The following is a 24,752-nucleotide window of genomic DNA, read 5'->3' as shown; positions in this document are numbered from 1 at the left end:
AGGTTTCGAAGGTGAGTGACGATCCGATCGAACTGAGCGATCCGGATGTGGTGATCGACGCGGCGACCGGCAGGTTGTCGTATCGGGGTGAGCCCTACAGCGGCGCGGTGACCCAGACCCGCCCCGACGGCACCTGGCGCGAGTACTGGAGCTACGACGACGGCGACCGCGACGGTGACTGGACGGGCTGGTACCCCGACGGCACCATGCGCTACAACGGCGAGTTCTACCGCAACCGGCCCGTGGGCACCTGGCAGGAGTGGTATCCCGACGGCGCCCGCCGCCTGGAGGACGTCTACGACATCGAGGGCACGCTGCTCACCCACTCGGTCTGGAACCAGGCGGGTGAGGCGATCGAATTCGAGGACGAGCGCACCCGCAAGGACATCGCGGCCGACGCGGTGCCCGCGGACGATCCCGCGTTCCGCTGGGACGACGAGGAAGGCCGCATGTACTACGGCGACGAGCCGTTCACCGGCAGGCAGTTCCGTCGCCCGGCACCGAGCAGCCCCATCACCGACCTGGCCGGCTACACCGACGGCTACCCCGACGGTCCGACGCGCGGCTGGTACCTCGACGGCACCCCGCGCTACACCGGCGAGTACGCCGATCGGCACGAGGTGGGCCGCTGGTGCACGTGGTTCCCCACCGGGAATCGCAAGGAAGAAACCGTTTTCGCCCCCGGCGGCGCGTTGCTCACCCGGACCGTGTGGGACGAGGCAGGCACCGTGACGGCGCGGTACGGCGAGAACCAGGACTAGGCAACAGGAGTGCGCAGTGGCTGACGAGCTGGCCGGGGATCCCGATGTCGGATTCACCCTCACCACGGTGGTGGCCGACGACGACGGGATCACGGATCGGGCCGCCGCCCTGAGTCATCGCATCGCGAAAACGCTGGCGGCGCTGGGTCCGCCGGGCTGGACCAAGGTCGAGGCTTCCTTCGCGCTGACGGCGGCGGCCGAGGTGTCGATGGTCGTGTTCCACGATGAGCAGGAGCGTTTCGCCCGGGTGTTCCCGAGCCCGGAACTGCTGGATCTGCTGCGTGAGCACCGGCACCTCTCCGCGTCGATGGGCGACGGGCCGTGGTGGCGCTACCTGCTCACCCTGAGCAACGCGGGCCGGATGAACGTCGAATACGACTACGGCGACGACCCGTTCCCGGACGACCAGCTCTTCCCGCCGACGGTGTACCGCACCGACATCGAGATCTATCCGCGCGACCGGCTGCCGATCTGGCTGGCCGCCTACATCGGTCACGGCAACCGGCAGATCCGCACGCCGCTGGCCGCGGCCGAGCAGGCGCGCGCCGATACCGCGGCGGGCCGCACCGCCATCGGGTCGGCGCCGGACGTGGAATTCCCGCCGCTCGATCTCCTGGCCCGCCGGTGGGCGCTGATCGCCGCCGCGTTCGTGGCGATCGGCTCCAAGTGGGGCCCGCGGGTGACACCGGCCTTCCACGTCTTCGAGGGCTCGAAACACAGCGGCTCCACCCTGTGTCTGCTCCCGGGCGATCGTGCGGTGCTCTCCGGCGGGGTGTGGGACGCACCGGAACTCGACGCCGTCTACAACAAAGACCTCCCGATGCCGCAGTTCTTCCTCGGGGCGCCCGATTGGGTCGCCGAGCCGGTGATCAACCGCCGCGCCGAGAACGGTCTGCTGAGTTTCTGCTATTGGTGGGAGGGCGGCCGCTGGTATCGGGGCGCGTCGGCCGGCGCCGATGCGCTGACGTCCGCCGTCCCCGGGATGTGGGACACCAGGACCGTTGTCGACGTGCTGACCGGCTTGCTCGGCGCGAAAGCGGGTCAGGCGCAGAAGGAAGCGGTCCCCGGCCTGGTCGAGGCCGCCGAGCGTGGGGCCGTGGCCAGGGAGGCGTTCACCCGCGTCTTTCCCGACGATGTCTACAACGTCGATTCCGCCTGGTTCCAGCTGAATCTCGCCGGTTCGGCGGGCACCCACACCGTCGGCCTGGCGACCTGACGTACGGCGTCGTGCTGTTGCGTGGGTGTGGCAGTTGTGGTGTGCTCGCTAACCGACGGGCTGGGCGCGACGGCCCGCGAGTCGGAGGGAACCGGGAATGGCCAACGAGCACGCCAAGGCACAGATGGCGGACATCCTCGAGACTGTCCAGACCCAGATGCGTGCGATCGCGCAGGTCCAGCAGGACCGCGCCAAGATCATCGCCAGCGCCACCGTGCGCAAACGGGTGACGGTGACGGTCAACGCCGACTACAAGGTCATCGAGACGAAGTTCACCCCCGACATCGACGACCTCACCTACACCGAGATCGCCAAGGCCGTGACCGAGGCCGCGCAGCAGGCCTCGGTCGAGGTGGCCCGCAAGACGCAGGCGCTGATGGCGCCGATCCAGAGCGAACGCGCCCGCCTGCCGAAGATCACCGAATTGGTCGACGACATGGACGGTTTCGCGATTCCGCAGCCGGTGGAAGCCTCGCTGGAGCCGCCCAACTCGCCGGAGCGGGAACGACTCTCGACCGACGAAGAAGACGGATCCCGTGATCCGTCGCGGCCCGCTACCGACGCGGGCTGGTGATCGCGATGGTCGGAGATGGTCGAACCATCGCCACCAGTGAGATCGCTGCTGTACATGCGTAATTCATGTGACAGACCGTAGAATCGTTAGCAAGCCGTGCGAATCGGCGGTGTCGTGGTAGCGGTGCCAGGCGGGGCGCGAGGCGACACCGGTACGGACAGGGAGGGTCGACTTCATGACGGGACCATCGGCGCAGGATCAGTGGGCGGGGCTGCGTTCGGCAGCCTCGGACGGATCGCTGATGCTCGAGCCGTCGGCGCTGCCGAACCTGGTCGAAGCCGCCAACAACGCGCGCTACTGGGTCAACTCGGTGAAATCCCAGGTGGACATGGTCTCGAACCTGCCCGAGTTCTCCTCGCTGGAGTCGGGCAAACAGCTGTCGAAGCAGTTCGAAGGGAAGGCCGGTCAGCTGCAGACCGTGCTCGGCAAGCACGAGACGGTACTCGACAATGTCGCCAATACCTTTCTCGACGCGGCCCGGCATTACAAGGGCGCCGAGGACGGCAGCAAGGTGGATCTGGACGCGCTGCGCACCAAGATCGAGCAGGGTAGAAGCGCAGGCATGGCCAAGACGCCGCTGCCGCCCACGGTCGTCCAGTTTCCGGCGGTGGCGACCGCGGTCAACCTGCCGAAGATCCTGTCCGACGGCAAAACCTTCGATCCGGCCGGAATGAAGGCGGAGGGCCCCGGCGGCTACAACTACAACGAACTTCAGGCGATCATGAATTCCCTGTCGACGGTTCCCGGGAATCTGGCTCACACCGCGTTGTATTGGGGCAGATTGGCAGGCTGGCTCAAAACGGGTTTCGACGACCTGAACGCCAAAGTCGAAGCGAGCAAGAAGAGCTGGACCAGCCCGGGCGGCGCCACGCGCGCCATGTCGGCGATGTCGGCCTATCACGAGGCCAACGGACTGCTGGTCGATCAGACCAAACAGGTGGCCGCAGCACTCGATTACACCGTCGGCTGGATCAACGCCACCTCCAAGGGGCTGGCGACCGCGCTCATGTTGCCCCGGTGCTACTCCGATCCCAACGGCTCGCAGGCACAGGCCGACAAGGAGGCTTGCGCGAAGAACGGCCGCCAGGTCATGTGGAACACCTACGTTCCCGGACTCAACAGCACCACGAGCCACATTCCCACGCTGCCCGATCCGACCGCGCCGTCCTCCGGGGACGGAACCGGCAACGGGAACGGAAACGGCAACGGGAACGGAAATGGGAACGGCTCCGGAAACGGCAGCGGGAGCGGCTCCGGTTCGGGGAGCGGATCGGGTTCGGGCGACACCTCCGCCGCGTTCAAGAAGGCCATGGCGGAGCTGCAGGAACAGAAGTCCGGTAGCCAGCTGGGCAATGGCAGCGGGGATACCACGGGCAACGGCTCGCCGGGGTCGACCGGTTCGACGGGATCGACGGGGTCGTCCTCGACCGATCAGCTGACCTCGGCCCTGCAATCCGGTCTCGAACAGGCCAGTTCCGCCGCGCAGTCGGCCGTGGAACAGGCGACCTCGGCCGCGGAACAGAGTGCCCTGGCGGGTATTCCGAGCTCCGCGGCGCTCGGTTCCCTGCAGGACCAGGCCAAGAAGGCGCTCAGCGCGGCGAGCAAGGGCGGCGGTGGCGGCGGTGGCTCGGGTTCCGGCGGTGGTGGCGCCGGTGCGGGCGCCGCGCCGCTGTCGCCCAGCCTGGACAGCGCGTCCAAGCTGTTCCCGCGTGCTTCGGCCACCACAGGGATGGAGGGCTTCCGCACGGGCGTCGCGTCGTCGGCGGCCGGTTCGCCGATGGGTGGTATGCCGATGTCGCCGATGGGTGGGGCCGGCGGTGGTCAGGGCCAGCAGAAGGAACACAAGCGGGCCGACTACCTCGACTCGACGACCCACTTGGACGAAGCGCTCGGTGACGCGCCGATCGTCGCGAGGCCGGTGGTGGAACAGTGACGCCCACCTGGGAATTCACCGGCGACGAGTTCGATGCGCTGTGGGCAGGCATCGACGAGGAGTACATGCCGGACCCGTTCATCCACAGCAGTGAGCCGAGCACCTCCGATGCGGCGGAGTTCACGCTGAAGCACAACTGGATGACGATCAAGCAGCGCTGGGGGCACGAGCTCGACGACATCATCGACGTGCTCACCCATCCCGATATCCGGCTGATCGTGCGCGGCTACGGCGGCGGCGAGCGACTTACCGATCCCGCGTTCTCGGTGCGCATGCTCGCGGCGCGCAAGGGCGACGTGGGCTATCTGGTGCGCCAGCGTCCCGGCCGCACCCTGTACCACGCTGAGGGATTCGTGATCACCCGCCATGATGCGCTGTCTCTCGGTGACGTCGTCGCAGGCCACCTGCCCCCGGCGGAAGCGGGGCGCGGCCAGGAGATCCGCCTCGACGAACCGGCCGACGACCAGCTCGACCACTCCTACGGCCGCTCGCTGGTTCAGCACTACGACGACGATGCCGCGGTGCGGACGCTGACCTTTCAGCAGGCGCCGCTCGACCGCGACGGTTTCATCGACATCGAGCAGGGCTGGTCGCGATTCGGTCCGCGCGGCATCGTGCGCTTGCGGCTGGGCTGGCGCGACCTGACCGACGACGGTCGCTACGTGCTGGTGCCCGGCACGCCGCGGGTGGCGGTCGGTGCCGATCGCAGGCGGGTGGTGTCGCTGATCAACACTCAGATCGCCGAAGTTGTCAGAGCCATCAGGGACGATCGGGCGTAATGATGCCGGGCCAGACGGAAGGGGGAGTCGTGGACGAGTTTCCGACCGAGTTCAGCGCGTCGTCGGTGACGGGCGCGATCGTGGTGCGTACCACCGAGCAGGGGCTGCCGGTGGGGATCACGGTGGATCGCGAACAGGTCCGCCGCGACCCCGCCGAGCTGGCCGCCGAGATCCTGCGGTTGTGCCAGAAGTCGGCCAAGCGGGCGGGTCTGGCACGGCGTAATCAGCTGGCGGAGGCGGGGTTCGACCCGGCGCTGCTGGCGGCGACGGGACTGCCCACCGAGACCGAGGTCGCGGCGGCGGAGATCGTCGAGGAGCAGGAATACGACACCGAGCCGGACAGCTGGCTGCGGTCGGTCTAGCGAGCGAAGAGGGGAGGACAAGGCGATGGTCGAGACCATGGACGAGCTGATCGCGAAAGTGCAGGGTCAGCTCTATCGGTTGCAGGATCTGGCCGATGCCACCAATGGCATCCGGGCGCAGGAAGTTTCGCCCGACGGCGCGGTGACGGTGACGGTCGACGGTGCGGGCGCGCTGGTCGGGCTCGAGTTCAGCGCGGCGATCGCCAAGTTGTCACCGGCGGATTTCGAGCGGGTGCTGGTACAGACCGCGCAGGCCGCCGCGCACCGCGCCTTCGGTGAGCGAGCCGAGCTGGTAACGGCGTACAACCGGGCCGGTACGTGAGATTCAACTGATCTTCACCGCAGATTTGTGTGGTGTCAGGGCCGGACGGGTAGATAAAGTAACGAAACACCATGGGCTGTTTCGAGATTGGACGATAGCCATGAACCATGTTGCGGTAGTTCCGGACGCAGTTCGTGCGTACGCGGGTGCCTCGGCCACGATGGCGGCGGGGGTCGCCCAGGCAGGCGCGGTCGACCAGGTCGCCACGATGGCCGCCGCGGTGCCCGTGTTCGGCCTGATCGGCCAGGAATTCCTGATGTCGTTCGCGTACGCGCAGGCCAACCACCTCACCTCGGTGGCCCAGCTGGCCGCGGTGCACGCGGGTACCGCGTTGACCGCCACCCAGGCCGCCGCTACCTATGAGGGCGCCGACGGCGCGTCCAAGCTGGGTATCTCGGCGGTCGATCAGTAGCGATGACGTATCCAGGGGGAGATTCGGCCGGCGTGGCAGCGTCGGTCGATCCGACTGTGCTCGAGGTGCTGCGCGGTAGTTCGTTTGCGCCGATGCTCGATCAGCCGGTGAGCCAGGTGCTCGGCTCGATGGGGTTGCCGCAGCTGCCGCAGCTGCCCGAGTTCATCCAGCTGCCGGAAATGCCCGCGCTGCCGACGATCGATCTGACGGCGCTGATGCAGCCACTCACCGAGCTGGCCTCCGCGTTCGGCACCGGTGCGCTCGGCAGTACCGGCGCGACCTCGGGCACCGGTACGTCGAGCAATCCCGCTGAGGCACTGACGAATATCTCCTCGGTGCTCGAGACCGTGATGTCGCTCGGCTCGACCGCGCTACAGACGGTGATGCAGCTGTGGCAGAGCGCCGCGGCGACGGAGGCGACCACCAAGGCGACCGCGGCGCAGTCCGACGGCGCCAAGCTCGCCACCCAGAGCACCCAGGAGAAGGCGGTGCTCGCCCAGGCGGCGGGCAATGTCGCGGTCGGCGGCGCGAAGCTGGCCGCGGTGATCGCCCGGTACTCGGCCACCCTGGCGCTCGCTCCGCTCTACGTGCTCACACCGGGTGGTCAGGCGGTGCTGATCGCGGCGACCATGGAGGCGATGGCGGAGGGTCTGGCGATCACGGCCGAGACCAAGGCCGAGATGGTGGCGCGCAGCGGCGAGATGGTGCAGGCGGGTGAGAAGGTCGAGGTGACCAACGCGCCGTCCGGCGTCGACGCGGGCAGCGAGTCGCTGAGCCAGCTGATGAGCCTGATCACGCCGTTGATCAGTACCGCGAGCACCGCGGTCTCCTCGCTCGGTTCGCTTGCCGAACAGGTGAGTTCGCTGTCGACCAGTACCACCGGCTCGACGACCACCGGTACCGAGATCTCCGCGACCGGTGAGGAATCCGCCGAGGAGCTGGCCGCCGCGAGTGGCGGTGGCGGCGGAGGCGGTGCGATCGGTGGGGTCGGTGCGATCGGCGGCGTCGGGTCGTCGTCGTCACCACTGAGTCCGTGGCAGGGCGGTCGCGCCAGTGGTCTGTCCACTGTGGGTGCCACCGGTACGGTCGGCGGCGCGGGCGGCACCACCTCCGGCGGCGCGAACACGACCACGGCATCGGCAGGCGGCTCGTCGCCGGGAATGATGCCGATGGGCGGTGCCGGCGCGGGCATGCCGATGGCGCGCGCGGTGGAGGGCGGCGGCAACGAGGCCGTGCACTCGCAGCTGGTCACCGGTAACCACGGCGACGAAGTCGTCGGCCAGATCGCGGGGGTGGCGACCCCGGTCGTCGGCGCCGCCGAACCGGTGGTCACCGATGCTCCGCCGGACAAAGAACTCTCACTGTGACGCGGCACGACCATGACAGGAGTGGCAGATGAGTAACACCTTCGAATTCGATTCGGCCGCGGCGAGCAAAGCCGCGGCAGCGCTGGACGGCATCGCCGACCGGCTCACCACCGAACTGACCGCCGTGGCACCGGCGCTGCACGTGGCACCGGCCGGTACCGAGGAGGTGTCGGTGCGCGCCGCGAACACGGCCAACGGCGTCGCCGACGACTACCTGACCGGCGCCGAGGCGGGTGCGCACGAGATGAACAAGCTCGCCGCCACCTTGCGCGCGCAGGTGAGCGAGTTCGACCAGATGGAAACCGACAACACCAGCGGCTTCAACGGATAATGATCGAACCACCGCAGCCCGGCTTCACCGGAGTGGTGTGGGAGGCGCGCGAGCCGGACAAGCTCGCCACCGACCTCACCGCCGGTGCCGGACCGATGCCGATGGCCGACGCGGCCGCCGCCTGGACGCGGCTCGCTGCGGCCTTCGGCGCGGCCGTGCTCGACTACGAGCAGGTGCTGCAGACCTTGCGTGGTTCCTGGAAGTCCGGGAGCAGCGAGCTCGTGTGGGAACGGATCTCGACGCTGCGCGAGTGGTTGCTCGAGACCGCGGCGGCCGCGACCGCCAACGCGGCCAGGATGCAAGCCCAGGTCCTCGCCTACGAGGTGGCGGCCATCGCCATGCCCAATACCGCCGACATCGCCGCGATCACGGCGATGCAGCAGGCACTGGAACAGGTCGGCGCCGCCCTCGGTGCGCCGATCAAGGCCATCGCGGCGCAGACCGACGCCGATGCCGACATGGCCAAAGCCGTTGCCTCCCGGGTGATGCGCAGCTACGAGGCGGCCACCGAACCGCTGGCGACGCCGTGGTTGCACGCGCCGCCACCGCCGATCGCCCCGGAAGCCGCGCTCACCGGCGAGAAGTCGGGTCAGAGCGCGTCGCCGACGCCGAGCGCCGGGGCGATGCCCGGGATCGGCGCGATCGGCCTCGGCGCGCTGCCGTCGATGCCGACTCCGGTCCAGACTGCTTACCGTGCACCGACTTTCGTTCAGTCAGCGACCACGGTCGGAACCACGGCACAGACTGCGCCGGTCACCACCGCCCCGGCCGGGCAGTCGGCGCCGCTCGTCCCCGGCGCGATGGCGCAAGGCGGCGGCCAGGACTCGGCTGCCCGCTTCCCGCGCGCGGGCCTGGCCTACGAGGAGTCCGACCAGCTGGTCGCCGAAGGCGAGATCCAGGCCGCGCCCGCGGTGCTCGGCGTCGCCGAGCGCGCCGCCGCGCAGACCGGCGGCACCGCCACCGCGGAGGGACGGCCATGACCACGCTCACCAACGACGCGCTGCTCGCCGTCGCCGACCGGCTCGGTGTGCAGACCCTGCCGCTGGTGCTCGCCGTCGGCCCGCAGCAGGACACCTTCGACGCCTGGCGCGCGGCCCGCGACGCCGCGGTCACCGAACTCACGGCCACCGGTATCTTCGACAGCTACGGCGATGTCGAACCCGATTTGGCGGGCGCGCTGCACACCCTGGCCCAACCCGACGCCGAACTCGTCGCCCGTGGCTACGGTGACGACGGCAGGCGGCGAATCTGCCTGGCCCGCCGTGGTTCCGGTCACGCCAGCGCGGTACGCACCGGCGAGACCTTCGAGATCGCCACCGATGCCATCGACGGATCCGACCGCGAACTCGCCCGCCTGCTACTGGCCGCGCTGCCGACCTGCGCGCCCGCCGAGGTAGCGCCGGTGAGCGTCGCTGCCGACGACCTGGCGGCGCGCCTCGACGCGGCCGGCACAACTTCCCAGTACGTGGACGCGATGTATGCGCTCGGTATCGACGCGCACCAGGCGACCGTGCTCGGCGCGGCCTTCGGCACCTGCCATGGCTACACCGAGATCGTCGCCGTAGTCCACCACGACGGGCTGACCACCCGAGCCCCTGGCGCGGTCGCGGTGTACGACACCGCGCGCGGCCGGATCGTCGTAGCGCCGATGACGGCGCCCGACGGGCAGGTGTGGTCGACCATCACGCCGGGCACCGATCACCGCCTCACGCAGGCGATCGGTGCGCTCCTCGAGGGGCTTCCCGGTGGGGGGTGGCGGCCAGATTAAGCCATCTCTCGTTTCAACCATCAAGTAGGAAAGGTTCGGCACATGCCCCCTCAGGGACCAGTAGGTGTAGAAGCAGGCGGCGTAGACGGCGTCGTCTCCAAGCTCGAAAGCAGCATCGGCAACCTCCGCACGTCGGTCGGCCAGATCGATGACGCCGCCCAGGCCGTGCTCCGCGGCTGGAAGGGTGACGCCTCCGACGAGTTCGTGAAGGTCGCCCAGGCCTGGCACGACGAGTCCGATGCACTGAACAAGAAGTTCGACCGGCTCACCGAAGCGGTCAGCTCCGGCAAGTCCACCCTGGTGAACATGGACGGCCAAGGCCTGTCCGGTGGCGGTTCCACCGGCGGTGGCGGCGGCTACACCAACCTCTGACCGCGATTCAGACACGAACAGGAACTGAGCTATGACCATTCTTTATGATCCCGCGGCGATGAACGAGCTGTTCAGCGACCTGCAGACCTACGGCGGGAAGATGAAGGGCGAAATCGACGAACTCGAGGGCGCCGCTTCGGATTTCCGCAACAACCTGCAGGGTGACCAGGCGATCTCGACCTTCGACACCGCGCACAAGAACGTCACCACCGAGCTGACCGACACGCTCGACAAGCTCGACAAGCTCGCCGCTCAGGTCGAGTCCGCGCTGAACCGCGCGCTCGAGGCCGACGGCAAGGTCGGCGACGGTTTCGCTGATTTCTAGGAGCTGAGTTATTGGAGCGCTGGTGCGCTCGAGCGCGGCCCCTGAGGGGCCACCCGAAAAACGGGGCGGGACTCGTGCCTTCGGCACTTTGTCCCGCCCCGTTTTTCGGGCGGCCGGGCCGCTACGCCCGCTGCGCGGGCGGGGGCCTCCTCGAGGTCGGCCCGTGGGGGTTGGGTTGTGCGGGTCGGGCTCGTACGGGGTGGACCCGTGCGAGGTCGGCCCGTATGGGGTTCGGTTGTGTTGGTGCTGGGTTCGTACGTAGTGCGGTTTTCCCGAACTGGGTGTGAAGTCGGGCGATTCTCAGCGGGCCGCGAGTGATTCGCCGATGTAGTGCATTTCGTCGGGGGTGGTCACCATCGACACCGTCGCGCTGCCGGTGCTGGTTCGGACCGTGATCCGGTTCGGGGCGTACGGGTCCTGGATGAGGGTCACGTCGGGCGGCAGCGCGTCCGGATCACGTTCGGTGGTGCGGATTTCGACGAAGGTCGCACCGCCCAGGTGGGTGGTCGGCGCGATGCCGTCGAACACCAGGACGGTGGTGGTCGGATACGGCGCCGCGGGGACGGGTGGCGGGCCGGGGGGCGCCTGTGGGGTCGCGCCCGCGGCGCGTGGCGCGATCGACAGCAGCTGGGGGGTAGCCAGATTGGCGACCATCGACTGCCACGCCTGCGGGCGCGTGGTGTGCACGACGGCGTGCGCGCCGAGCGCGGTGGCCCGCAGGACCACCTGCTGAGCCAGGTCCAGGTTCCCGATCACGTCGACATGGCGTGTGCCCGCGCCGATCAGCGGGACGGCGATGCCCTGGCCGCGTTCGTCGGCGCCGATCAGCTGGCCGCAGCCGGTCGTCGGCACGGCGATGTCGGTGAGTGCGGTGAGGGTGCCTCGGTAGCCGTCCCGGCCACCGAGGGCGTCGGCGGCGCCGATGGGCAAGGTGTCGAGCAGGATTCGCCGCTGGCTGCCGGGGAGCTCGCGCAGCCCGGCGATCGGCGCCTTGTCGTAGGGCTCCACCGAATCGAAGCGGACCACGGCGTTGAGCACGACGGTCCCCGCCTTGTCGTCCGCCCGGCCGATCCGGCCCGCGCCGGGGTGCAGGCGCAGGGTGACGGTGGTCGACAACGTGGGCAGCGACCAGATCTCGGCCAGCCCGTTGGTGCCGATCATCGGTGCGGTGAGCTGGTAGTGGGTGAGGTGCCTGCCGTACTCGGATTCCAGGCCGTGCGCCGACTCGGTCAGCCGCAGCGGATCGAAGCCGTAGGACAGTTCGCGCAGCGCGCTGTTCATCTCGGTCGCGGTGAGCACCGCGGTGTCGATGCCCTGGGTGGCCAGCCGATTCGCGACCCGGCGGGTGGCGATGATCATGGTGCGCAGCGCACCGGTCGCACCGCCGCCGCGCTTGTCCACCGCGGTCGCGTTGGCCACGGGGTCCAGGCGCAGCACGAGCCAGCAGGTGCGGTGCGCGATGGCGGGCAGCGGGCCGAGAATCCGGTTGTACAGCTGTGCGGCCGCACCGGTGCCCGCGGTGCGCGCGCCGGTGGAGATCACATCGATGCTCACCAGGCCCACATCGAATTGCTCGAGGCAGCGCGCCACTTCGGTGAGCGGCAGCAGCTGGTCGGCACTGAGCGAGCCGCGACGCAGGAGAGTGAGGGTGTCCGGCGGCGGGTCGATCCGCAGCATGGTGAGCAGCAGGTCGCCGTCCCAGCGCACCCCGCAACCGCCGCCCTCCGGCAGCGGTACGTCGAACGCGGGCGCCCGATCGAGGGTGTCTGCGCGGCCGCGCAGGCGACGGGCCAACCAGTCGCCGATGCGGACCGCCGGGGGCCGTCGCCGGATCGGCACGAGCCCGATCAACAGCACGACCGCGGCGCCGCCGATCGCGCCGTAGACCGAATCCGTCGTCGCCAGCACGATCCAGGCCACGATCGCCGCGAGTATCGCGGTCGGCACACACGCACGCAGCGGGTACATCCGGAACAACCAGAATTCCGGGTCACGCAGGGTGTCGTAGACGTGTGCGCTGCCGGTTTGCCCGGCGTTCATACTGTTGTTCAAAGCCGTTGTCCCCGCTTGGCGTACGTCGAATCATGGTGAAGGACAAGTTCCGGATTTACGGTACCGTGTCCGACGAGATGGTGATCAACTCAGCAATGGAGTCCCTGTGCCGGCACAGCTGACAACCAAAGCCCAGGTCAACGGTTATCGCTTTCTGCTACGCAGGCTCGATCATGCCCTGGTCCGCCGTGACGTGCGCATGTTGCACGATCCGATGAAGTCGCAGAGCCGGTCGCTGATGGTCGGCGCGGTCCTCGGTCTGATCATCGTGGCAGGGGCGGCCATCCTCGGCTTTCTGAAACCACAGGGCGCGATCGGCGACGCGCTGATCGTCACCGGGAAGCAGAGCGGCGCCATGTATGTGGTCGTCGAGGCGAAAGAGGGCGAGAAGACCCTCCACCCGGTGCTCAATCTGGCCTCGGCCCGGCTCATCGCCGGCGACGCGCAAGCCCCGAAATCGGTGAAGGACGACAAGCTCGGTTCGATGCCACGTGGTCCGCTGCTCGGCATTCCCGGCGCCCCGGCGGCCATGCCGGGGTCCAAGCAGGGGTCGAGCTCGAATTGGACGCTGTGCGAGACCACCCCGCTCTCGGCCGCGGGGAGCGCGTCCGGCGCGGGCGGCGGCCTCACCACCGCCATCGTCGGCAAGCTCGAGACCGGCGACCGGATCGGCGCGGTCGGCGCCGACGACGCCATGCTGATGCGCCACAGCGACAAGACCTTCCTCCTGTACAAGGGCGCGAGGGCCGAGGTCGACCCGACCAACTCGGTGCTCGCCCGGACGCTCGGGCTGACCGGTCAGCAGGTCCGTCCGATCGGTAGCGCGGTGCTCGGCGCGACCACCCAGGCCCCGCCGCTCGCCGTGCCGACCATCGAGCGCGCGGGCGAACCCGGCCCCGGCAAACTGTCGAATGTGCCGATCGGCGGGATCATCTCGGTGACCGGCGTGGAGGCCGCGGGCAAGGAGACGATGTACGTGGTGCTCGCCGACGGCGTGCAGCGCGTCTCGGAGTTCACCGCCGACCTGCTGCGCAACGCCGATTCGCGGGGTATGCGCGAGATCGCCGAGCTGGCGCCGGATGTACTCGACCGGATGCCGATGCTGCACACCTTGCCGATCGACGCCTTTCCCGAACACAAGCCCCGGATCCTGTCCGCCGAGGACGCCCCCGTGGCGTGCGTGAACTGGGCCAAGGACCCCGGTGAGGCGACCGCGCAGGGCAAGTCGGTGGACGGGCCGACCGAACGCGCCACGGTGACGTTGCTCGCCGGAACGAAACTGCCGCTGGCCGGATCGGCCAAGCCGGTGACTCTCGCGACCGCCGACGGTTCGGGCAACCGAATGGATGCCGTGTACCTGGCGCCGAGCACCGGCGAATTCGTGCAGGTCACCGGCGTGGAGCCGGGGAGCTTGCGGCGTGAATCGCTGTTCTATGTGGCCGACAACGGGATTCGCTACGGCATCCCCGACGCCGCGACCGCCGCGGTACTCGGCCTCGGGGACAAGCCGAAGCTCGCACCGTGGTCGATCATCGGCCAGCTCGTCCCCGGCCCGACGCTGTCCGCGAAAGACGCACTGACCAGCTACGATTCGTTGCCCTCGGCCAGTAAGTAGCCGAAAAGAGCGGGGCCTGGCGCGCATTCGCACCGGGCCCCTTCGGCGTTCAGCCCAGGTTCGGGATCTGTCCGATATTGAGGGTGGCGACGATCCCGGCGAGCGCGGTCCGCATGTCCGGCTCCTCGATGCGCATCAGCACGTCGTCGTCGACCTCGGCCAGGTCGAGCCCGTCGGTATTGGCCAGCCGGAACTCGCGTTCCTCTTCCGCCGACTCGATCACATTGCGGATGAAGCGACCGTTGCCTGCCAGGTCCACACCGCGGCGCGGTTGTCCGCTCTGGTCGGTGCTCTCCAGGTTGTACAGGTAGTCGCAGGTCTCGATCAGGGTGGCCAGCGACTCCGGCGAGAGTTGGGAATCCCGGCTGCCGGCCACGATTTCGCCGATCTGCCCGAGTTCGGCGGCCGTGTAGGAGGGGAACTGCAGACGCTTGGCGAAACGCGAGGCCAAGCCGTCGTTGGCGGCGAGCAACCGGTCGATCTCGCCGTCGTACCCGGCGATGATCACCACGAGCCGATCGCGGTCGTTCTCCATACGCGCCAGCAACGTGTCCACGGCCTCGCGACCGAACGCGTCACCGCCCGAAAGTCCGGTCTGGATCAGCGTGTAGGCCTCGTCGATGAACAGCACGCCGTCCATCGCGCTGTCGATCAGCTTCTCGGACTTGATCGCCGTGCCGCCGAGGTTCTGGCTCACGAAGTCGACACGCTTGGCCTCGACCACCTTGTCGGTCTTCAACAGCCCGACACCGCAATAGATCTTGGCGACCACTCGCGCGATGGTGGTCTTACCGGTACCGGGCGGGCCGGTGAAGGCCAGGTGCTGGCCACGGGACTGACTCGACAGGCCCTTGCCCGCACGGATCTTGGCCAGCTGCGCCGAGGACTGCAGCTTGGCCACCTGGTTCTTCACCGAGGCCAGTCCGACCTGCTTGTCGAGCTGTGCGCGGGCCTCGGCGAGCACGGTCTTCGCCCGGTCCTCCGCGGCGGCTTCGTTCATCGAGGCCAGCGTCGGCGCCGAGCCGGAATCCCACTTGTCGGTGCGCGCGTCGATCACCTCGCGGCTGGTGACCACGATCCGGAAGGTGCGGTCGCGCATGGCGGTCGTGTTGGCGGCGAAATCGGGCAGCTGCGAGTAGACCTGCTCGAACAGCTTCTGGGCCTCGGCCTCGTTGCCCGATTCCCGCAGGCACAGGCCACGGTTGTACATGGCGGTGAACTTGGCCGACGGAATCGGACCCGCCTCAGCCTGTTCCATCCGCCGGATCGCCTCGCCGAACAATCCCAGCTGCGCGCACGCGGTGCCCACCATCACATTCGCGCCGGTGGCCAGATAGGGGTCTTTCCAGCTTTCCGAGCCGGCCAGCACGGTCATCACGTCCGACCAGCGCTGCGTGTTGTAGTGCAGGATGCCGCGGATGTAGGAGCTGATCCGATCGTCGATCTGCTTGTCGGGGTCGTCGGCGCGACCGCCGCGCAACCTCGCCAGTTCGTCGAGCACCTGCTCGGCTTGGTCGTAGTCGGTGTCGGCGATCAGCTGCGATGCCCAGGCCAGCCAGATCTCGGTGAGCCCGGCCAGCGGGTAGTCGATGTAGAGCCCGGGCAGGAACCGGCCGGCCATGGCGCGCGGGGCGAGGCCGATCCTGCGCTGCTCGCGACCGAGTGAATCAAGGCTGGTCCGGTGCAGATTGAACAGCACCTCCTTGGTCACCTCGCCGGCGGCCGCGCGGCCCAGCCACGCGTCGCACATCGACGAATCCCATTCCGTCGCGCGCTGGAAGGCCAGCTTCGCGTACTCCTCGTCGCGCGCGGACTCCTGACCGTCGATGGACAGACCGAGCGAGAGGACGCCCGCGTCGAAGGCGCGCTGAGCCTGGCGAATGTCTGGCATGTGGTGTCGGACCCCGAAATCTTCCTCTGATGGACAGCTGGTGTTCAATCCGGCGGTAGGACTTCGATCGCGCCGGTTTGCCCTGTCCGTTAGATTAGGTAACGCTGCCGTGTGGTCGCAACGGAAGTAGTCAGCTACGACTGAGAGTTCATCACTGGTGTCGACGTTGTTAGGCAATGAGCCCGAACTATGCCGAGTTTCAGTGATCGGGGGTGATACGCAGCTCGACATAGGTCTGCCCGCCACGGTGCCGATCGCCGGATTCATCGGTGATCTGGTGGCGCTGATCCGTTCGCGGGATCCGCGCCTGCCCGACGGCGACGAGGACTCCGCTCCGATCCGCGCCCAGCACTGGACGCTGGCGCGACTCGGGCAGGACCCCCTCGCGCCGAGCCGCACGCTCACCGAGGCCGAGGTCTACGACGGTGAGCTGCTGGTGCTGAGCCCGGTGACCCGCAGGGAGTCGCCCGCGCTGTTCGACGACGTCATCGACGCCGTATCCCGGCTCACCGCAGGCGAGTTCCGCGGTTGGTCCGGATCGGCGGCCCGCTGGGCCGGGCTCGTGCTGGCGACCGTCTCGATCATCGCCGCACTCGCGCTGCTGATCGTCTCGCGCACCCACACCGATCCGCTCGCCCCGGCGTTCGCGCTGCTCGGTACCGGGATCGCCGCGTCGGCGGCGGCCGGAATCGCCGCGCGGAAATTCACGGATTCGATTACCGCGAACTGGCTTTCGCTGGACGCGCTGCTGCTGTTGTTCGGCGGTGGTGCGCTGGTGGTGCCGGGCGTGCTCGGTGCGGGCAGCCTGTTGCTCGGCAGCGTGATGCTCCTGGTCGCCGCGGTGATCGGGTATCGGGTCACCGGAATCGGAGCCGGATTGTTCGCCGCCGCGATCACGCTCAGCGTGTTCGGCGCGGTGTCGGGTGTGATCTACCTGATCTGGCATCCGGGGCTGGCCAAGCTGTTCGCCGGGGTGCTCGTGGCGGCGGTGATGCTGCTGTCGTCGGTGCCACGGCTGGCCGCGGTGACGGCACGGCTGCCTATTCCGCCGGTGCCCACGGCGGGCGGGGCGATCGATCCCGCCGATCACGAACAGCGCCCCACCATCGAGGGCGTCGGCGCGGTCGGCGCGATCGCGCTGCCTTCGGCGGCCGGGCTCGGCGAACGTGCCCGGGTCGCGAATCAGATCCAGACCGGCCTCGTCGTCGCCTGCGCGCTCGCCGCGCTGATCGGTGCCGTGGGCGCGGCCGACCCGTTCGGCTCGTTCCACTCCGGCGGCGTCGCGCTCGCGGCGGTCGCGGGGATCGTGCTGTGTCTGCGCGGTCGCTCCTACGCTGACCTGGTGCAGGCCGCCACGCTGATCATCGCGGGCGCGCTCACTCTGTTCGCGTTGCTCACGGGCCTCGGCCTCGGCCACGAATCGCTCGAATTCGTCGCGGTGGCACTGCTGTTGGCGACCGCGGGTGCTGTGATCGGGTTCGGCGTCATCGGACCCCATGTCGAAGTGACACCGGTGACGCGGCGGATGATCGAGATCTTCGAGTACCTGTTGATCATCACGATGATCCCGCTCGCACTGTGGGTGATGGATGTGTACTCGACCGCCCGCAACATATGACCGGCGCAGCCATGCGGCGCGCGCTGCTGCGGCTCACCTGTGCGGCGACCGTGCTCGGCACGGTCGCCGGATTCCCGGCGCCCGCGGGCGCCATCGCTCCGCCGCGCATCGATCCGGGCGCGCTCGACGCCGCGCTGGCGCTGAGTGGTAGGCCGGCTCCACTCGAGGCGACCGAACAGCGCGAACTGTGTGCCGAACCGGTGCTGCGCGGCAACGCCCCGGTCGAACCGCCGATGTCGCAGCAGGTCCTCGATCTGCCCTCGGCCTGGCAGTTCAGCCGGGGGGCCGGGCAGAAGGTGGCCGTGATCGATACCGGCGTCAACCGGCATCCGCGCCTGCCCGCGCTGCAAGCGGGCGGCGACTACGTGAGCGATACCGACGGCACCGTCGACTGCGACGGCCACGGCACACTGGTGGCGGGCATCATCGCCGCCCGGCCCTCACCCGACGACGCGTTCGTCGGGGTCGCCCCGGACGCGGAGATCCTGGCCATCCGCCAGCTCAGCCTCGCCTATGACCGCAAGGACAGGGCCGGTTCGGTCAAGGAGGACGGTGCGCTGCGCAGCGACGGCTACGGCAGTGTGCTCACCCTCGCCGGTGCGGTCGTGCGCGCGGTGGACATGGGCGCCACCGTGATCAACATCTCCGAGGTGGCCTGCACCGCAGCCGGTTCCAATACCGCCGACGGCGCGCTCGGCGCCGCCGTGAAGTACGCCTACGACCGCAACGTGGTGGTCGTGGCGGCGGCGGGCAATGTGGAGCAGGGCGGGCCGTGCCAGAACCAGAACGAGGGGTCCGGCTGGAGTTCGGTGACCACTGTCCCGTCCCCGGCGTGGTTCACCCCGTACGTGCTGTCGGTCGGTTCGGTCGACGCCGACGGCCAGCCCTCGGCGCTGTCGCTGCGCGGGCCGTGGGTCGGGGCCGCCGCGATCGGCCGCAACATCGTGTCGCTGGACAGCAAGCCCGGTGGCACCGGGCTGGTCGACGGCGTGCAGACGATGGAGGGTGTGCAGCCGGTCGACGGAACCAGTTTCGCCGCACCGTATGTCGCGGGGTTGGCCGCGCTGATCCGGTCGCGCTTTCCGGACCTGTCCGCCCAGCAGGTGATCGAACGGATCACCCGCACCGCGCACGCACCGGGGCGCGGCCGTGACGACGCCATCGGCGCCGGTCTGATCGACCCGCTCGCGGCGCTCACCGCACCGTTGTCCGCCGAGCCGCCCAGCAGGGGCGCCGACATCGGCCATCCGATCGCCGAACCCTACGTGGCGCCGGAACCGGATTCCCGCCCGCGCCAGGTCGCGATCGCCGGATCGCTGTTGCTGTTGGCCGCCTTGGGAATCGGCGCCGCGTTCGGGTTCCCGTTCCGCCGCCGCGGTGTTGACCTCAATCAGGAATTCGAGGAGTAGAGGGTTCGATGGCAACCGAAGGTTTCGTCCGTCGCCCCCGGATCGCGCCGCCGCGCGCACCGGGTGGTGAAGTAGCGCTCACCCCGCCGCCGGAGATCCAGCGCGCCATCCCGTCGCCGCTGATGATGAAGCTGATGCCCGTCATCATGGTGGTGGCGGTGGTCGGCATGATCGCGATGATGGTCACGATGGGCCGCAATCTGCTGGCCAATCCGATGATGATGATGTTCCCGATGATGATGCTCATGTCGATGGTCGGCATGATGGCGGGCATGCGCGGCGGTGGTCCCAAGCGCGCCGTCGAGCTCAACGAGGAACGCAAGGACTACTTCCGGTATCTCGACCAGGTGCGCAAGGACGTGCGCACCACCGGCACCAAACAGCTCGAGACGCTCGGCTGGAGTCATCCCGAACCCGCCGATCTGCCCTCGCTGATCGGGAGCAGGCGGATGTGGGAGCGCCGTCCCAACGACCCCGACTTCGGGCATGTGCGGGTCGGCGTCGGCAGCCACCGCCTCGCCACCAAGCTGGCCAGGCCCGAAACCGGCCCACTCGAAGACCTCGAACCGGTGTCCACGGTGGCGCTGCGCCGTTTCGTCCGCACGCATTCGGTGGTGCACGAACTGCCGACCGCGGTCTCGCTGCGGGCCTTCCCCGCCATCAATATCGGTGGCGACCTCGACGAGGGCCGCGAGCTGGTGCGGGCCATGCTGATGGAACTGACCACCTTCCACGGGCCGGACAATCTCGTCGTCGCCATCGTCTGCGCCGATCCCGATACGCACTGGGCCTGGGCGAAATGGCTTCCGCACGTGCAGCATCCGTCGGTGCGCGACGGACTGGGCTCGGCGCGGATGATGTACACCTCGCTGGGCGAGCTCGAATCGGCGTTGCAGACCGAGCTGATGGAACGCGGCCGGTTCATGCGCAATCCGCAGCCCACCCAGGGCCGGTTGCACCTGGTGGTGGTGATCGATGACGGCTACATCAGCGGTAACGAGCGCACCATCAGCGAATCCGGCCTCGACTCGGTGACCGTGCTCGATCTGACCGCGCCGGAGAACGGACTCGCGGCGCGCCGCGGCCTGCAACTGGTCGTCGCCGACGGCGCGGTGTCGGCGCGCAGTGCCGCCGGGGTGGAACGGTTCGCCACGGCCGACGAGGTCAGCTCGGCCGAGGCGGCGGCCTTCGCGCGCTCACTCGCCCGCTATCGGCTCGCGACGGCCGCGCAGATCGTCAGCCTGGGGGAGGGCACCACCAGCGACCCCGGCCTGATGGCCCTGCTGCGCATTCCCGATGCCGCCCAGATCGACCCGGCCAGGGTGTGGCGACCGCGAACCGCGCGGGAACGCCTGCGGGTGCCGATCGGTATCACCCCGGACGGCACGCCGGTCGAGATCGACATCAAGGAGTCGGCCGAGAACGGCATGGGCCCGCACGGCCTGTGCATCGGCGCCACGGGCTCGGGCAAGTCGGAGTTCCTTCGTACGCTGGTACTTTCGCTGGTCACCACGCATTCGCCGGATGCCCTCAACCTGGTGCTCGTCGACTTCAAGGGTGGCGCGACGTTCCTCGGCCTCGACTCGCTGCCGCACGTCGCGGCCGTGATCACCAACCTCGAGGACGAGCTCTCGCTGGTCGACCGCATGAAGGACGCGCTCGCCGGTGAGATGAACCGCCGCCAGGAACTGCTGCGCTCGGCGGGCAACTACGCCAACGTCACCGACTACGAGAAGGCAAGGGCGGCAGGCGTTCCGCTCGACCCGCTACCCGCGCTGTTCGTGGTGGTCGACGAGTTCTCCGAATTGCTCTCGCAGAAACCGGATTTCGCCGAACTGTTCGTGATGATCGGCCGTCTCGGTCGCTCGCTGCACGTGCATCTGCTGCTGGCCTCGCAGCGCCTGGAGGAGAACAAGCTGCGCGGCCTGGAATCGCACCTGTCCTACCGGATCGGTCTGCGCACCTTCTCGGCCAACGAATCGCGCGCGGTACTCGGCATCACCGACGCCTACCACCTGCCCAGCGTGCCCGGCGCGGGCTACCTGAAAAGCGATGCCTCCGAACCGCTTCGGTTCAACGCCAGTTACGTCTCGGGTTCCTATGTCGCGCCGGTCGGCACGGTCATCGACGACGACGGCGCGCCGGTCGGCGGGCAACGGCCCGTGGTGTTCACCGCGGCCCCCGTCGAAGCCGCCGAGCTCGAGCCGGAACACGAGGAGACCGACCCGATCCTGCGCGGTCGGCCGGAACTCCCACCACCGCCCCCGCCCGGTGGTCAGAGCGCCGAGGAGGGTATCCCGGATTCGTTGCTCGACGTGGTGGTCAAGCGGCTGACCGGGCACGGCAGGCCCGCCCACGAAGTGTGGCTGCCACCGCTGGAGGAATCGCCGACCGCCGACATGTTGCTGCCCGACCCCGACTGGCGATCGCCGGTGAACCGGCACGGTCAGCTGTGGATGCCGATCGGTGTCATCGACAAGCCCTACGAGCAGCGCCGCGACGTGCTCACCATCAATCTCGCGGGCGCACAGGGCAATGTCGCGGTGGTCGGTGGCCCGCAGTCGGGCAAGTCGACCACCTTGCGCACGATCATCCTGGCCGCGGCCGCCACGCACACGCCCGAGCAGGTGCAGTTCTACTGCCTCGACTTCGGTGGCGGCAGCATGGCCGGTCTGGTCGGGATCCCGCACGTCGGTTCGGTTGCCGGTCGTCTCGACGGCGATCGGGTCCGGCGCACCATCGCCGAGCTCACCACCCTCATGCGGCAGCGCGAGGAACGATTCGCCGAGCTCGGCATCGAATCCATGGCCGAGTTCCGCCGGCGCAAGTTCTCCGCGCTCGAGGCGCGACAGATCAACGGGACCACCGCCGCACCGGGCGACCTGCTCGCAGCCGACCAGTTCGGTGACGTGTTCCTGGTGATCGACGGCTGGGGCGCCATCCGCGAGGAATTCGACATCCTCGAACCGCTGATCAATGCCATTGCCACCCAGGGTCTTTCCTTCGGCGTCCACCTGATGATCGGCGCCTCGCGCTGGGCCGAGATCCGGCCGGTGGTCAAGGACCAGGTCGGTACCAGGCTGGAGCTGCGCCTGGGCGACCCCGGTGACTCGGAGATGAATCGCCGCACCGCGCACCAGGTTCCGGTCGGCAGGCCGGGCCGGGGTCTCACCCGCGAACAGTTGCACATGCTGATCGCGTTGCCCCGCCTGGATTCGGACTCCGATCCGTCCACGGTCGCCGACGGTGTCACCAGGGCTCGCGAAGAGCTCATCGCACTGTATCCGGGACGCCGTGCCCCGCAGGTGCGCATGCTGCCGCTGAGCTTCCCGCGCGACGAGGTCGTCGCCACCGCCAAGGGGCAGGGCGTCAAGCTCGACCGCAGCAAGGTCGTCGTCGGTCTCGGCGAGTCCGAATTGCAGCCGCTGGTACTGGATTTCGGTCTCGAACCGCACTTCATGGCCTTCGCGGACGTGGAATGCGGCAAGACCACGCTGCTGCGCAACATCGTGATGAGCATCGCCGAACAGTCCGACGCGTCCGAGGCGCGGGTCATCCTGATCGACTACCGGCGCACCATGCTCGGTGTGCTCGAGGGCGATCAGCTGGCCGGATACTCGACCTCGTCACAGACCTGTGGGCCGATGATCGCCGAGGTGGCGGGCTATCTGGCCAAGCGAATTCCCGGTTCCGACATCACCCAGCAGCAACTGCGTGAACGCAGCTGGTGGTCCGGCCCGGAGATCTATGTCGTCGTCGACGACTACGACATGGTGGTCACCGGATCGGTCAACCCCTTCGCCCCGCTGCTCGAATACCTGCCGCAGGCACGCGATATCGGCCTGCACCTGGTCGTCACCCGCCGCATCGGTGGCGCGTCGCGTGCGCTGTACGACCCGGTGCTCGGCGCGATGAAGAACCTGTCGGTGCAGACGCTGATCATGAGCGGTTCCCGGGACGAGGGAAAGCTGATCGGCGATGTCCGCCCGAGCAAGATGCCGCCCGGCCGAGGCACGCTGGTCTCCCGCAGCCAGGGCATCGAACTCGTGCACATCGCCGACCTGCCACCGCTGTAACCGCGCACTCAGCCGGGGAAGTGATCCATCAGCGGCAGTGCCGGGACGGAACGCCGGTGCGCCGGGCGGCGGACCGGTGAACCGCACCAGCTGTCGGTGCGGCGTTCGAACAGCGCGCAGGACGGGCCCCTCGCCAGTGGGTCGGCGATGCGGGCCAGGGTGAAGCCGGCGCGGCGGTAGTAGTCGTGCAGGTGGCGGTTGGCGGTCCAGGCATCGAGGCGGACCCAGTCCCGGTGCTTCTGGTCGGCCAGCCGGGCGGCGTGGGCGAGCATCCGGTGCCCCACCTGCAGACCCGCGAACCGCAGGTCGACGATCATGAAGTGCACGATCACCGACTCGGCCAGCTCCCACGTCGACCACAGGCCGGGATCGGCTCGCTGGTTGACCGTGATCGTCCCGGCGGGCTCACTGTCGACCTCCGCGATCCACGTCTCACCGCGATCCAGCGCCCGCCCGACCGCCCCGGCGAAGATCTCGATCGGTCGACCGCGTCCCGCCACTGTCCACTGATCCGACCCGCGTGCCGTCAGCCACGACGTGCGCTGCACGCGCAGGCGGCAGATCAGCGGCAGGTCGCCCAGGGTGGCCGGGCGCAGGCGCACCGTCATGGCAGCGCGACGGCCAACCCGGGTGCGATGCCCAACGTGCGGGCGATGACGTCGGTGCCCGTGTTGTCGCCGAGCTGATAGGCCAGCTGGTTGCGGCCCGCCAGGGAACGGTGGCGGGTGGCGCGGGTGACGCGTTCATGGTTGGCGCCGATGCGCAGATGGTCGAGCAGGACGGTGCCGGTGGCGACGCCGAGCACTGCCGCTTCTTCGGCGGTGGCGGCGCGCGCCAGCACGGTGTCGCGGTGGGCGGTCTCGCCGTAGCCGCGATCGGCCAGACGGCGGGTGGTGCCCTCGGGGATGTCGTGTGGCGAGTCGATGCCCGCGGCTTCGGCGAGGTCGCGGGGGTAGAAACTCACCTCCCACGACCACGGTTCGTTGTCCAGGTACTGCACCACCGTGCGCGCGAGCACCCAGGAATCGGCGGCGACACCGAGCCAGCGCGCGACTTCGGTGTTCGCGGGTTCCATCCTGGTGCTGAATTGCTTGGACGGTTCCCGGTTGGCCGCGCGCGCGATCTCCTCGAAGATGTCGTGTGCCGACCTGGGCCGATCGCGCCGGATGTGGTCGGTGACCACCGACTCCAGGACCTCCTGGTTGCGCACGATGGTGCCGCGGGAAGTTGCTGTGTAGACGAGATTTTCGGCGACGAGCACCTGAATCGCGTTGCGCGAGGTGGTGATCGAGACCTGCATCTGATCGGCGAGCTCGGAGTGGCTGGGTAACCGGTCGCCCGGTTTCCATGTGCCCGCGTGGATCTCCTCACGGAGGAGGTTCGCGATCCGGAGATAGGTCGGACCGTCCGCCATCATGCTCCTCGGTAGGTCGTGCAGGTAACGAAGTGTACTCGTATCGGTTACCTACGGCCGAGTAATGCTTGACAGAAAGCTTGCGAGGTTTATTGTAATGAACGTCCTGATCCGGTGCTCTGCGGCGATGACGGCGAGGCAACGTGGCTGGTTCG

The 24,752-nt window shown here is 68.8% G+C and carries 22 protein-coding genes; 18 read left to right on the top strand and 4 right to left on the bottom strand.

Features of this window, described 5'->3' with window-relative positions; genetic code table 11:
* Nucleotides 1-11 precede the first annotated feature (11 nt).
* The 14 genes from ACFQ9R_RS25120 to ACFQ9R_RS25055 all read left to right on the top strand — a co-directional run bounded on the left by ACFQ9R_RS25120 (nt 12) and on the right by ACFQ9R_RS25055 (nt 10,522).
* On the top strand, nt 12-761 hold the full coding sequence (locus tag ACFQ9R_RS25120) for a toxin-antitoxin system YwqK family antitoxin (RefSeq protein ID WP_378993634.1): 750 nt from the start codon (nt 12-14) through the stop codon (nt 759-761).
* 16 nt (nt 762-777) lie between these two features.
* Nucleotides 778-1,977: a hypothetical protein gene (locus ACFQ9R_RS25115; RefSeq protein WP_378993633.1), complete on the top strand. Its 1,200-nt coding sequence runs from the start codon at nt 778-780 to the stop codon at nt 1,975-1,977.
* A gap of 97 nt (nt 1,978-2,074) precedes the next feature.
* Nucleotides 2,075-2,551: a YbaB/EbfC family nucleoid-associated protein gene (locus ACFQ9R_RS25110; protein WP_101464408.1), complete on the top strand. Its 477-nt coding sequence runs from the start codon at nt 2,075-2,077 to the stop codon at nt 2,549-2,551.
* A 175-nt stretch (nt 2,552-2,726) separates the two neighbouring features.
* Nucleotides 2,727-4,484: a hypothetical protein gene (locus ACFQ9R_RS25105; RefSeq protein ID WP_378993632.1), complete on the top strand. Its 1,758-nt coding sequence runs from the start codon at nt 2,727-2,729 to the stop codon at nt 4,482-4,484.
* The gene (locus ACFQ9R_RS25100) at nt 4,481-5,263 is read left to right on the top strand and encodes an ESX secretion-associated protein EspG (RefSeq protein WP_378993631.1); all 783 of its coding nucleotides are present in this window, start codon (nt 4,481-4,483) and stop codon (nt 5,261-5,263) included. Before ACFQ9R_RS25105 ends, ACFQ9R_RS25100 begins: the two co-directional genes overlap by 4 nt.
* Before the next feature lie 29 nt (nt 5,264-5,292).
* Nucleotides 5,293-5,625, top strand: coding sequence for a hypothetical protein (locus ACFQ9R_RS25095; RefSeq protein WP_378993630.1), 333 nt, complete (start codon nt 5,293-5,295; stop codon nt 5,623-5,625).
* Nucleotides 5,626-5,650: 25 nt separating this feature from the next.
* Nucleotides 5,651-5,947, top strand: a complete 297-nt coding sequence (locus tag ACFQ9R_RS25090; RefSeq protein ID WP_378993629.1) for a YbaB/EbfC family nucleoid-associated protein — start codon at nt 5,651-5,653, stop codon at nt 5,945-5,947.
* Nucleotides 5,948-6,047: 100 nt separating this feature from the next.
* On the top strand, nt 6,048-6,359 hold the full coding sequence (locus ACFQ9R_RS25085; RefSeq protein ID WP_378632320.1) for a type VII secretion target: 312 nt from the start codon (nt 6,048-6,050) through the stop codon (nt 6,357-6,359).
* 32 nt (nt 6,360-6,391) lie between these two features.
* On the top strand, nt 6,392-7,726 hold the full coding sequence (locus tag ACFQ9R_RS25080; protein ID WP_378993628.1) for a hypothetical protein: 1,335 nt from the start codon (nt 6,392-6,394) through the stop codon (nt 7,724-7,726).
* A 28-nt stretch (nt 7,727-7,754) separates the two neighbouring features.
* Nucleotides 7,755-8,057, top strand: coding sequence for a PE family protein (locus ACFQ9R_RS25075; RefSeq protein ID WP_358062216.1), 303 nt, complete (start codon nt 7,755-7,757; stop codon nt 8,055-8,057).
* Nucleotides 8,057-9,037 (top strand): PPE domain-containing protein, encoded by a 981-nt coding sequence (locus ACFQ9R_RS25070; RefSeq protein ID WP_378993627.1) that lies wholly within the window; start codon nt 8,057-8,059, stop codon nt 9,035-9,037. The genes ACFQ9R_RS25075 and ACFQ9R_RS25070 overlap by 1 nt, the downstream gene beginning before the upstream one ends.
* Nucleotides 9,034-9,825, top strand: coding sequence for an ESX secretion-associated protein EspG (locus ACFQ9R_RS25065; RefSeq protein ID WP_378993626.1), 792 nt, complete (start codon nt 9,034-9,036; stop codon nt 9,823-9,825). Before ACFQ9R_RS25070 ends, ACFQ9R_RS25065 begins: the two co-directional genes overlap by 4 nt.
* A gap of 42 nt (nt 9,826-9,867) precedes the next feature.
* Nucleotides 9,868-10,197: a WXG100 family type VII secretion target gene (locus ACFQ9R_RS25060; RefSeq protein WP_378993625.1), complete on the top strand. Its 330-nt coding sequence runs from the start codon at nt 9,868-9,870 to the stop codon at nt 10,195-10,197.
* 31 nt (nt 10,198-10,228) lie between these two features.
* The gene (locus ACFQ9R_RS25055; protein WP_378632332.1) at nt 10,229-10,522 is read left to right on the top strand and encodes a WXG100 family type VII secretion target; all 294 of its coding nucleotides are present in this window, start codon (nt 10,229-10,231) and stop codon (nt 10,520-10,522) included.
* A 300-nt stretch (nt 10,523-10,822) separates the two neighbouring features.
* Here ACFQ9R_RS25055 and eccE read toward each other — a convergent pair whose 3' ends face one another.
* On the bottom strand, nt 10,823-12,562 hold the full coding sequence (gene eccE, locus ACFQ9R_RS25050) for a type VII secretion protein EccE (protein ID WP_378993624.1): 1,740 nt from the start codon (nt 12,560-12,562) through the stop codon (nt 10,823-10,825).
* 118 nt (nt 12,563-12,680) lie between these two features.
* Between eccE and eccB the strand changes: the two genes are divergently transcribed.
* Nucleotides 12,681-14,189, top strand: a complete 1,509-nt coding sequence (eccB, locus tag ACFQ9R_RS25045; RefSeq protein WP_378993623.1) for a type VII secretion protein EccB — start codon at nt 12,681-12,683, stop codon at nt 14,187-14,189.
* A gap of 49 nt (nt 14,190-14,238) precedes the next feature.
* Here the strand turns inward: eccB and eccA are convergent, their stop codons facing one another.
* Nucleotides 14,239-16,080 (bottom strand): type VII secretion AAA-ATPase EccA, encoded by a 1,842-nt coding sequence (gene eccA, locus ACFQ9R_RS25040; RefSeq protein ID WP_378993622.1) that lies wholly within the window; start codon nt 16,078-16,080, stop codon nt 14,239-14,241.
* Nucleotides 16,081-16,237: 157 nt separating this feature from the next.
* Here eccA and eccD point away from each other — a divergent pair, with 157 nt between their 5' ends.
* From eccD to eccCa, 3 genes are read left to right on the top strand one after another with little or no spacing between them, the layout of a single operon-like run.
* Nucleotides 16,238-17,698 carry a type VII secretion integral membrane protein EccD gene (gene eccD / locus ACFQ9R_RS25035; RefSeq protein WP_378993621.1) on the top strand — a complete coding sequence of 487 codons (1,461 nt, stop codon included), beginning with the start codon at nt 16,238-16,240 and terminating at the stop codon, nt 17,696-17,698.
* A complete protein-coding gene (mycP, locus tag ACFQ9R_RS25030; protein WP_378993620.1) occupies nt 17,695-19,107 on the top strand; it encodes a type VII secretion-associated serine protease mycosin in 1,413 nt (470 codons plus the stop codon). Before eccD ends, mycP begins: the two co-directional genes overlap by 4 nt.
* A gap of 8 nt (nt 19,108-19,115) precedes the next feature.
* Nucleotides 19,116-23,183, top strand: a complete 4,068-nt coding sequence (eccCa, locus tag ACFQ9R_RS25025; RefSeq protein ID WP_378993619.1) for a type VII secretion protein EccCa — start codon at nt 19,116-19,118, stop codon at nt 23,181-23,183.
* 8 nt (nt 23,184-23,191) lie between these two features.
* Here the strand turns inward: eccCa and ACFQ9R_RS25020 are convergent, their stop codons facing one another.
* The gene (locus tag ACFQ9R_RS25020; protein ID WP_378993618.1) at nt 23,192-23,791 is read right to left on the bottom strand and encodes a GNAT family N-acetyltransferase; all 600 of its coding nucleotides are present in this window, start codon (nt 23,789-23,791) and stop codon (nt 23,192-23,194) included.
* Nucleotides 23,788-24,597, bottom strand: coding sequence for a GntR family transcriptional regulator (locus ACFQ9R_RS25015; protein ID WP_378993617.1), 810 nt, complete (start codon nt 24,595-24,597; stop codon nt 23,788-23,790). The genes ACFQ9R_RS25020 and ACFQ9R_RS25015 overlap by 4 nt, the downstream gene beginning before the upstream one ends.
* Nucleotides 24,598-24,752: the final 155 nt, after the last annotated feature.

The organism is Nocardia sp. NPDC056541 (genome assembly GCF_042794235.1).
Lineage (GTDB): Bacteria > Actinomycetota > Actinomycetes > Mycobacteriales > Mycobacteriaceae > Nocardia.
The sequence above is the reverse complement of the archived record's forward strand: the minus strand, read 5'-3'. Positions and strand labels throughout refer to the sequence as shown.

Excerpts from the sequence above, each read along its gene's own strand:
- ACFQ9R_RS25055 (WP_378632332.1), top strand. The coding sequence starts at position 10,229 with ATGACCATTCTTTATGATCCCGCGGCGATGAACGAGCTGTTCAGCGAC.
- ACFQ9R_RS25060 (WP_378993625.1), top strand. The coding sequence starts at position 9,868 with ATGCCCCCTCAGGGACCAGTAGGTGTAGAAGCAGGCGGCGTAGACGGC.
- ACFQ9R_RS25090 (WP_378993629.1), top strand. The coding sequence starts at position 5,651 with ATGGTCGAGACCATGGACGAGCTGATCGCGAAAGTGCAGGGTCAGCTC.
- ACFQ9R_RS25065 (WP_378993626.1), top strand. The coding sequence starts at position 9,034 with ATGACCACGCTCACCAACGACGCGCTGCTCGCCGTCGCCGACCGGCTC.
- ACFQ9R_RS25075 (WP_358062216.1), top strand. The coding sequence starts at position 7,755 with ATGAGTAACACCTTCGAATTCGATTCGGCCGCGGCGAGCAAAGCCGCG.
- mycP (WP_378993620.1), top strand. The coding sequence starts at position 17,695 with ATGACCGGCGCAGCCATGCGGCGCGCGCTGCTGCGGCTCACCTGTGCG.
- ACFQ9R_RS25110 (WP_101464408.1), top strand. The coding sequence starts at position 2,075 with ATGGCCAACGAGCACGCCAAGGCACAGATGGCGGACATCCTCGAGACT.
- ACFQ9R_RS25015 (WP_378993617.1), bottom strand. The coding sequence starts at position 24,597 with ATGGCGGACGGTCCGACCTATCTCCGGATCGCGAACCTCCTCCGTGAG.
- ACFQ9R_RS25085 (WP_378632320.1), top strand. The coding sequence starts at position 6,048 with ATGAACCATGTTGCGGTAGTTCCGGACGCAGTTCGTGCGTACGCGGGT.
- eccCa (WP_378993619.1), top strand. The coding sequence starts at position 19,116 with ATGGCAACCGAAGGTTTCGTCCGTCGCCCCCGGATCGCGCCGCCGCGC.
- eccE (WP_378993624.1), bottom strand. The coding sequence starts at position 12,562 with ATGAACGCCGGGCAAACCGGCAGCGCACACGTCTACGACACCCTGCGT.
- ACFQ9R_RS25020 (WP_378993618.1), bottom strand. The coding sequence starts at position 23,791 with ATGACGGTGCGCCTGCGCCCGGCCACCCTGGGCGACCTGCCGCTGATC.
- ACFQ9R_RS25105 (WP_378993632.1), top strand. The coding sequence starts at position 2,727 with ATGACGGGACCATCGGCGCAGGATCAGTGGGCGGGGCTGCGTTCGGCA.
- eccA (WP_378993622.1), bottom strand. The coding sequence starts at position 16,080 with ATGCCAGACATTCGCCAGGCTCAGCGCGCCTTCGACGCGGGCGTCCTC.
- ACFQ9R_RS25070 (WP_378993627.1), top strand. The coding sequence starts at position 8,057 with ATGATCGAACCACCGCAGCCCGGCTTCACCGGAGTGGTGTGGGAGGCG.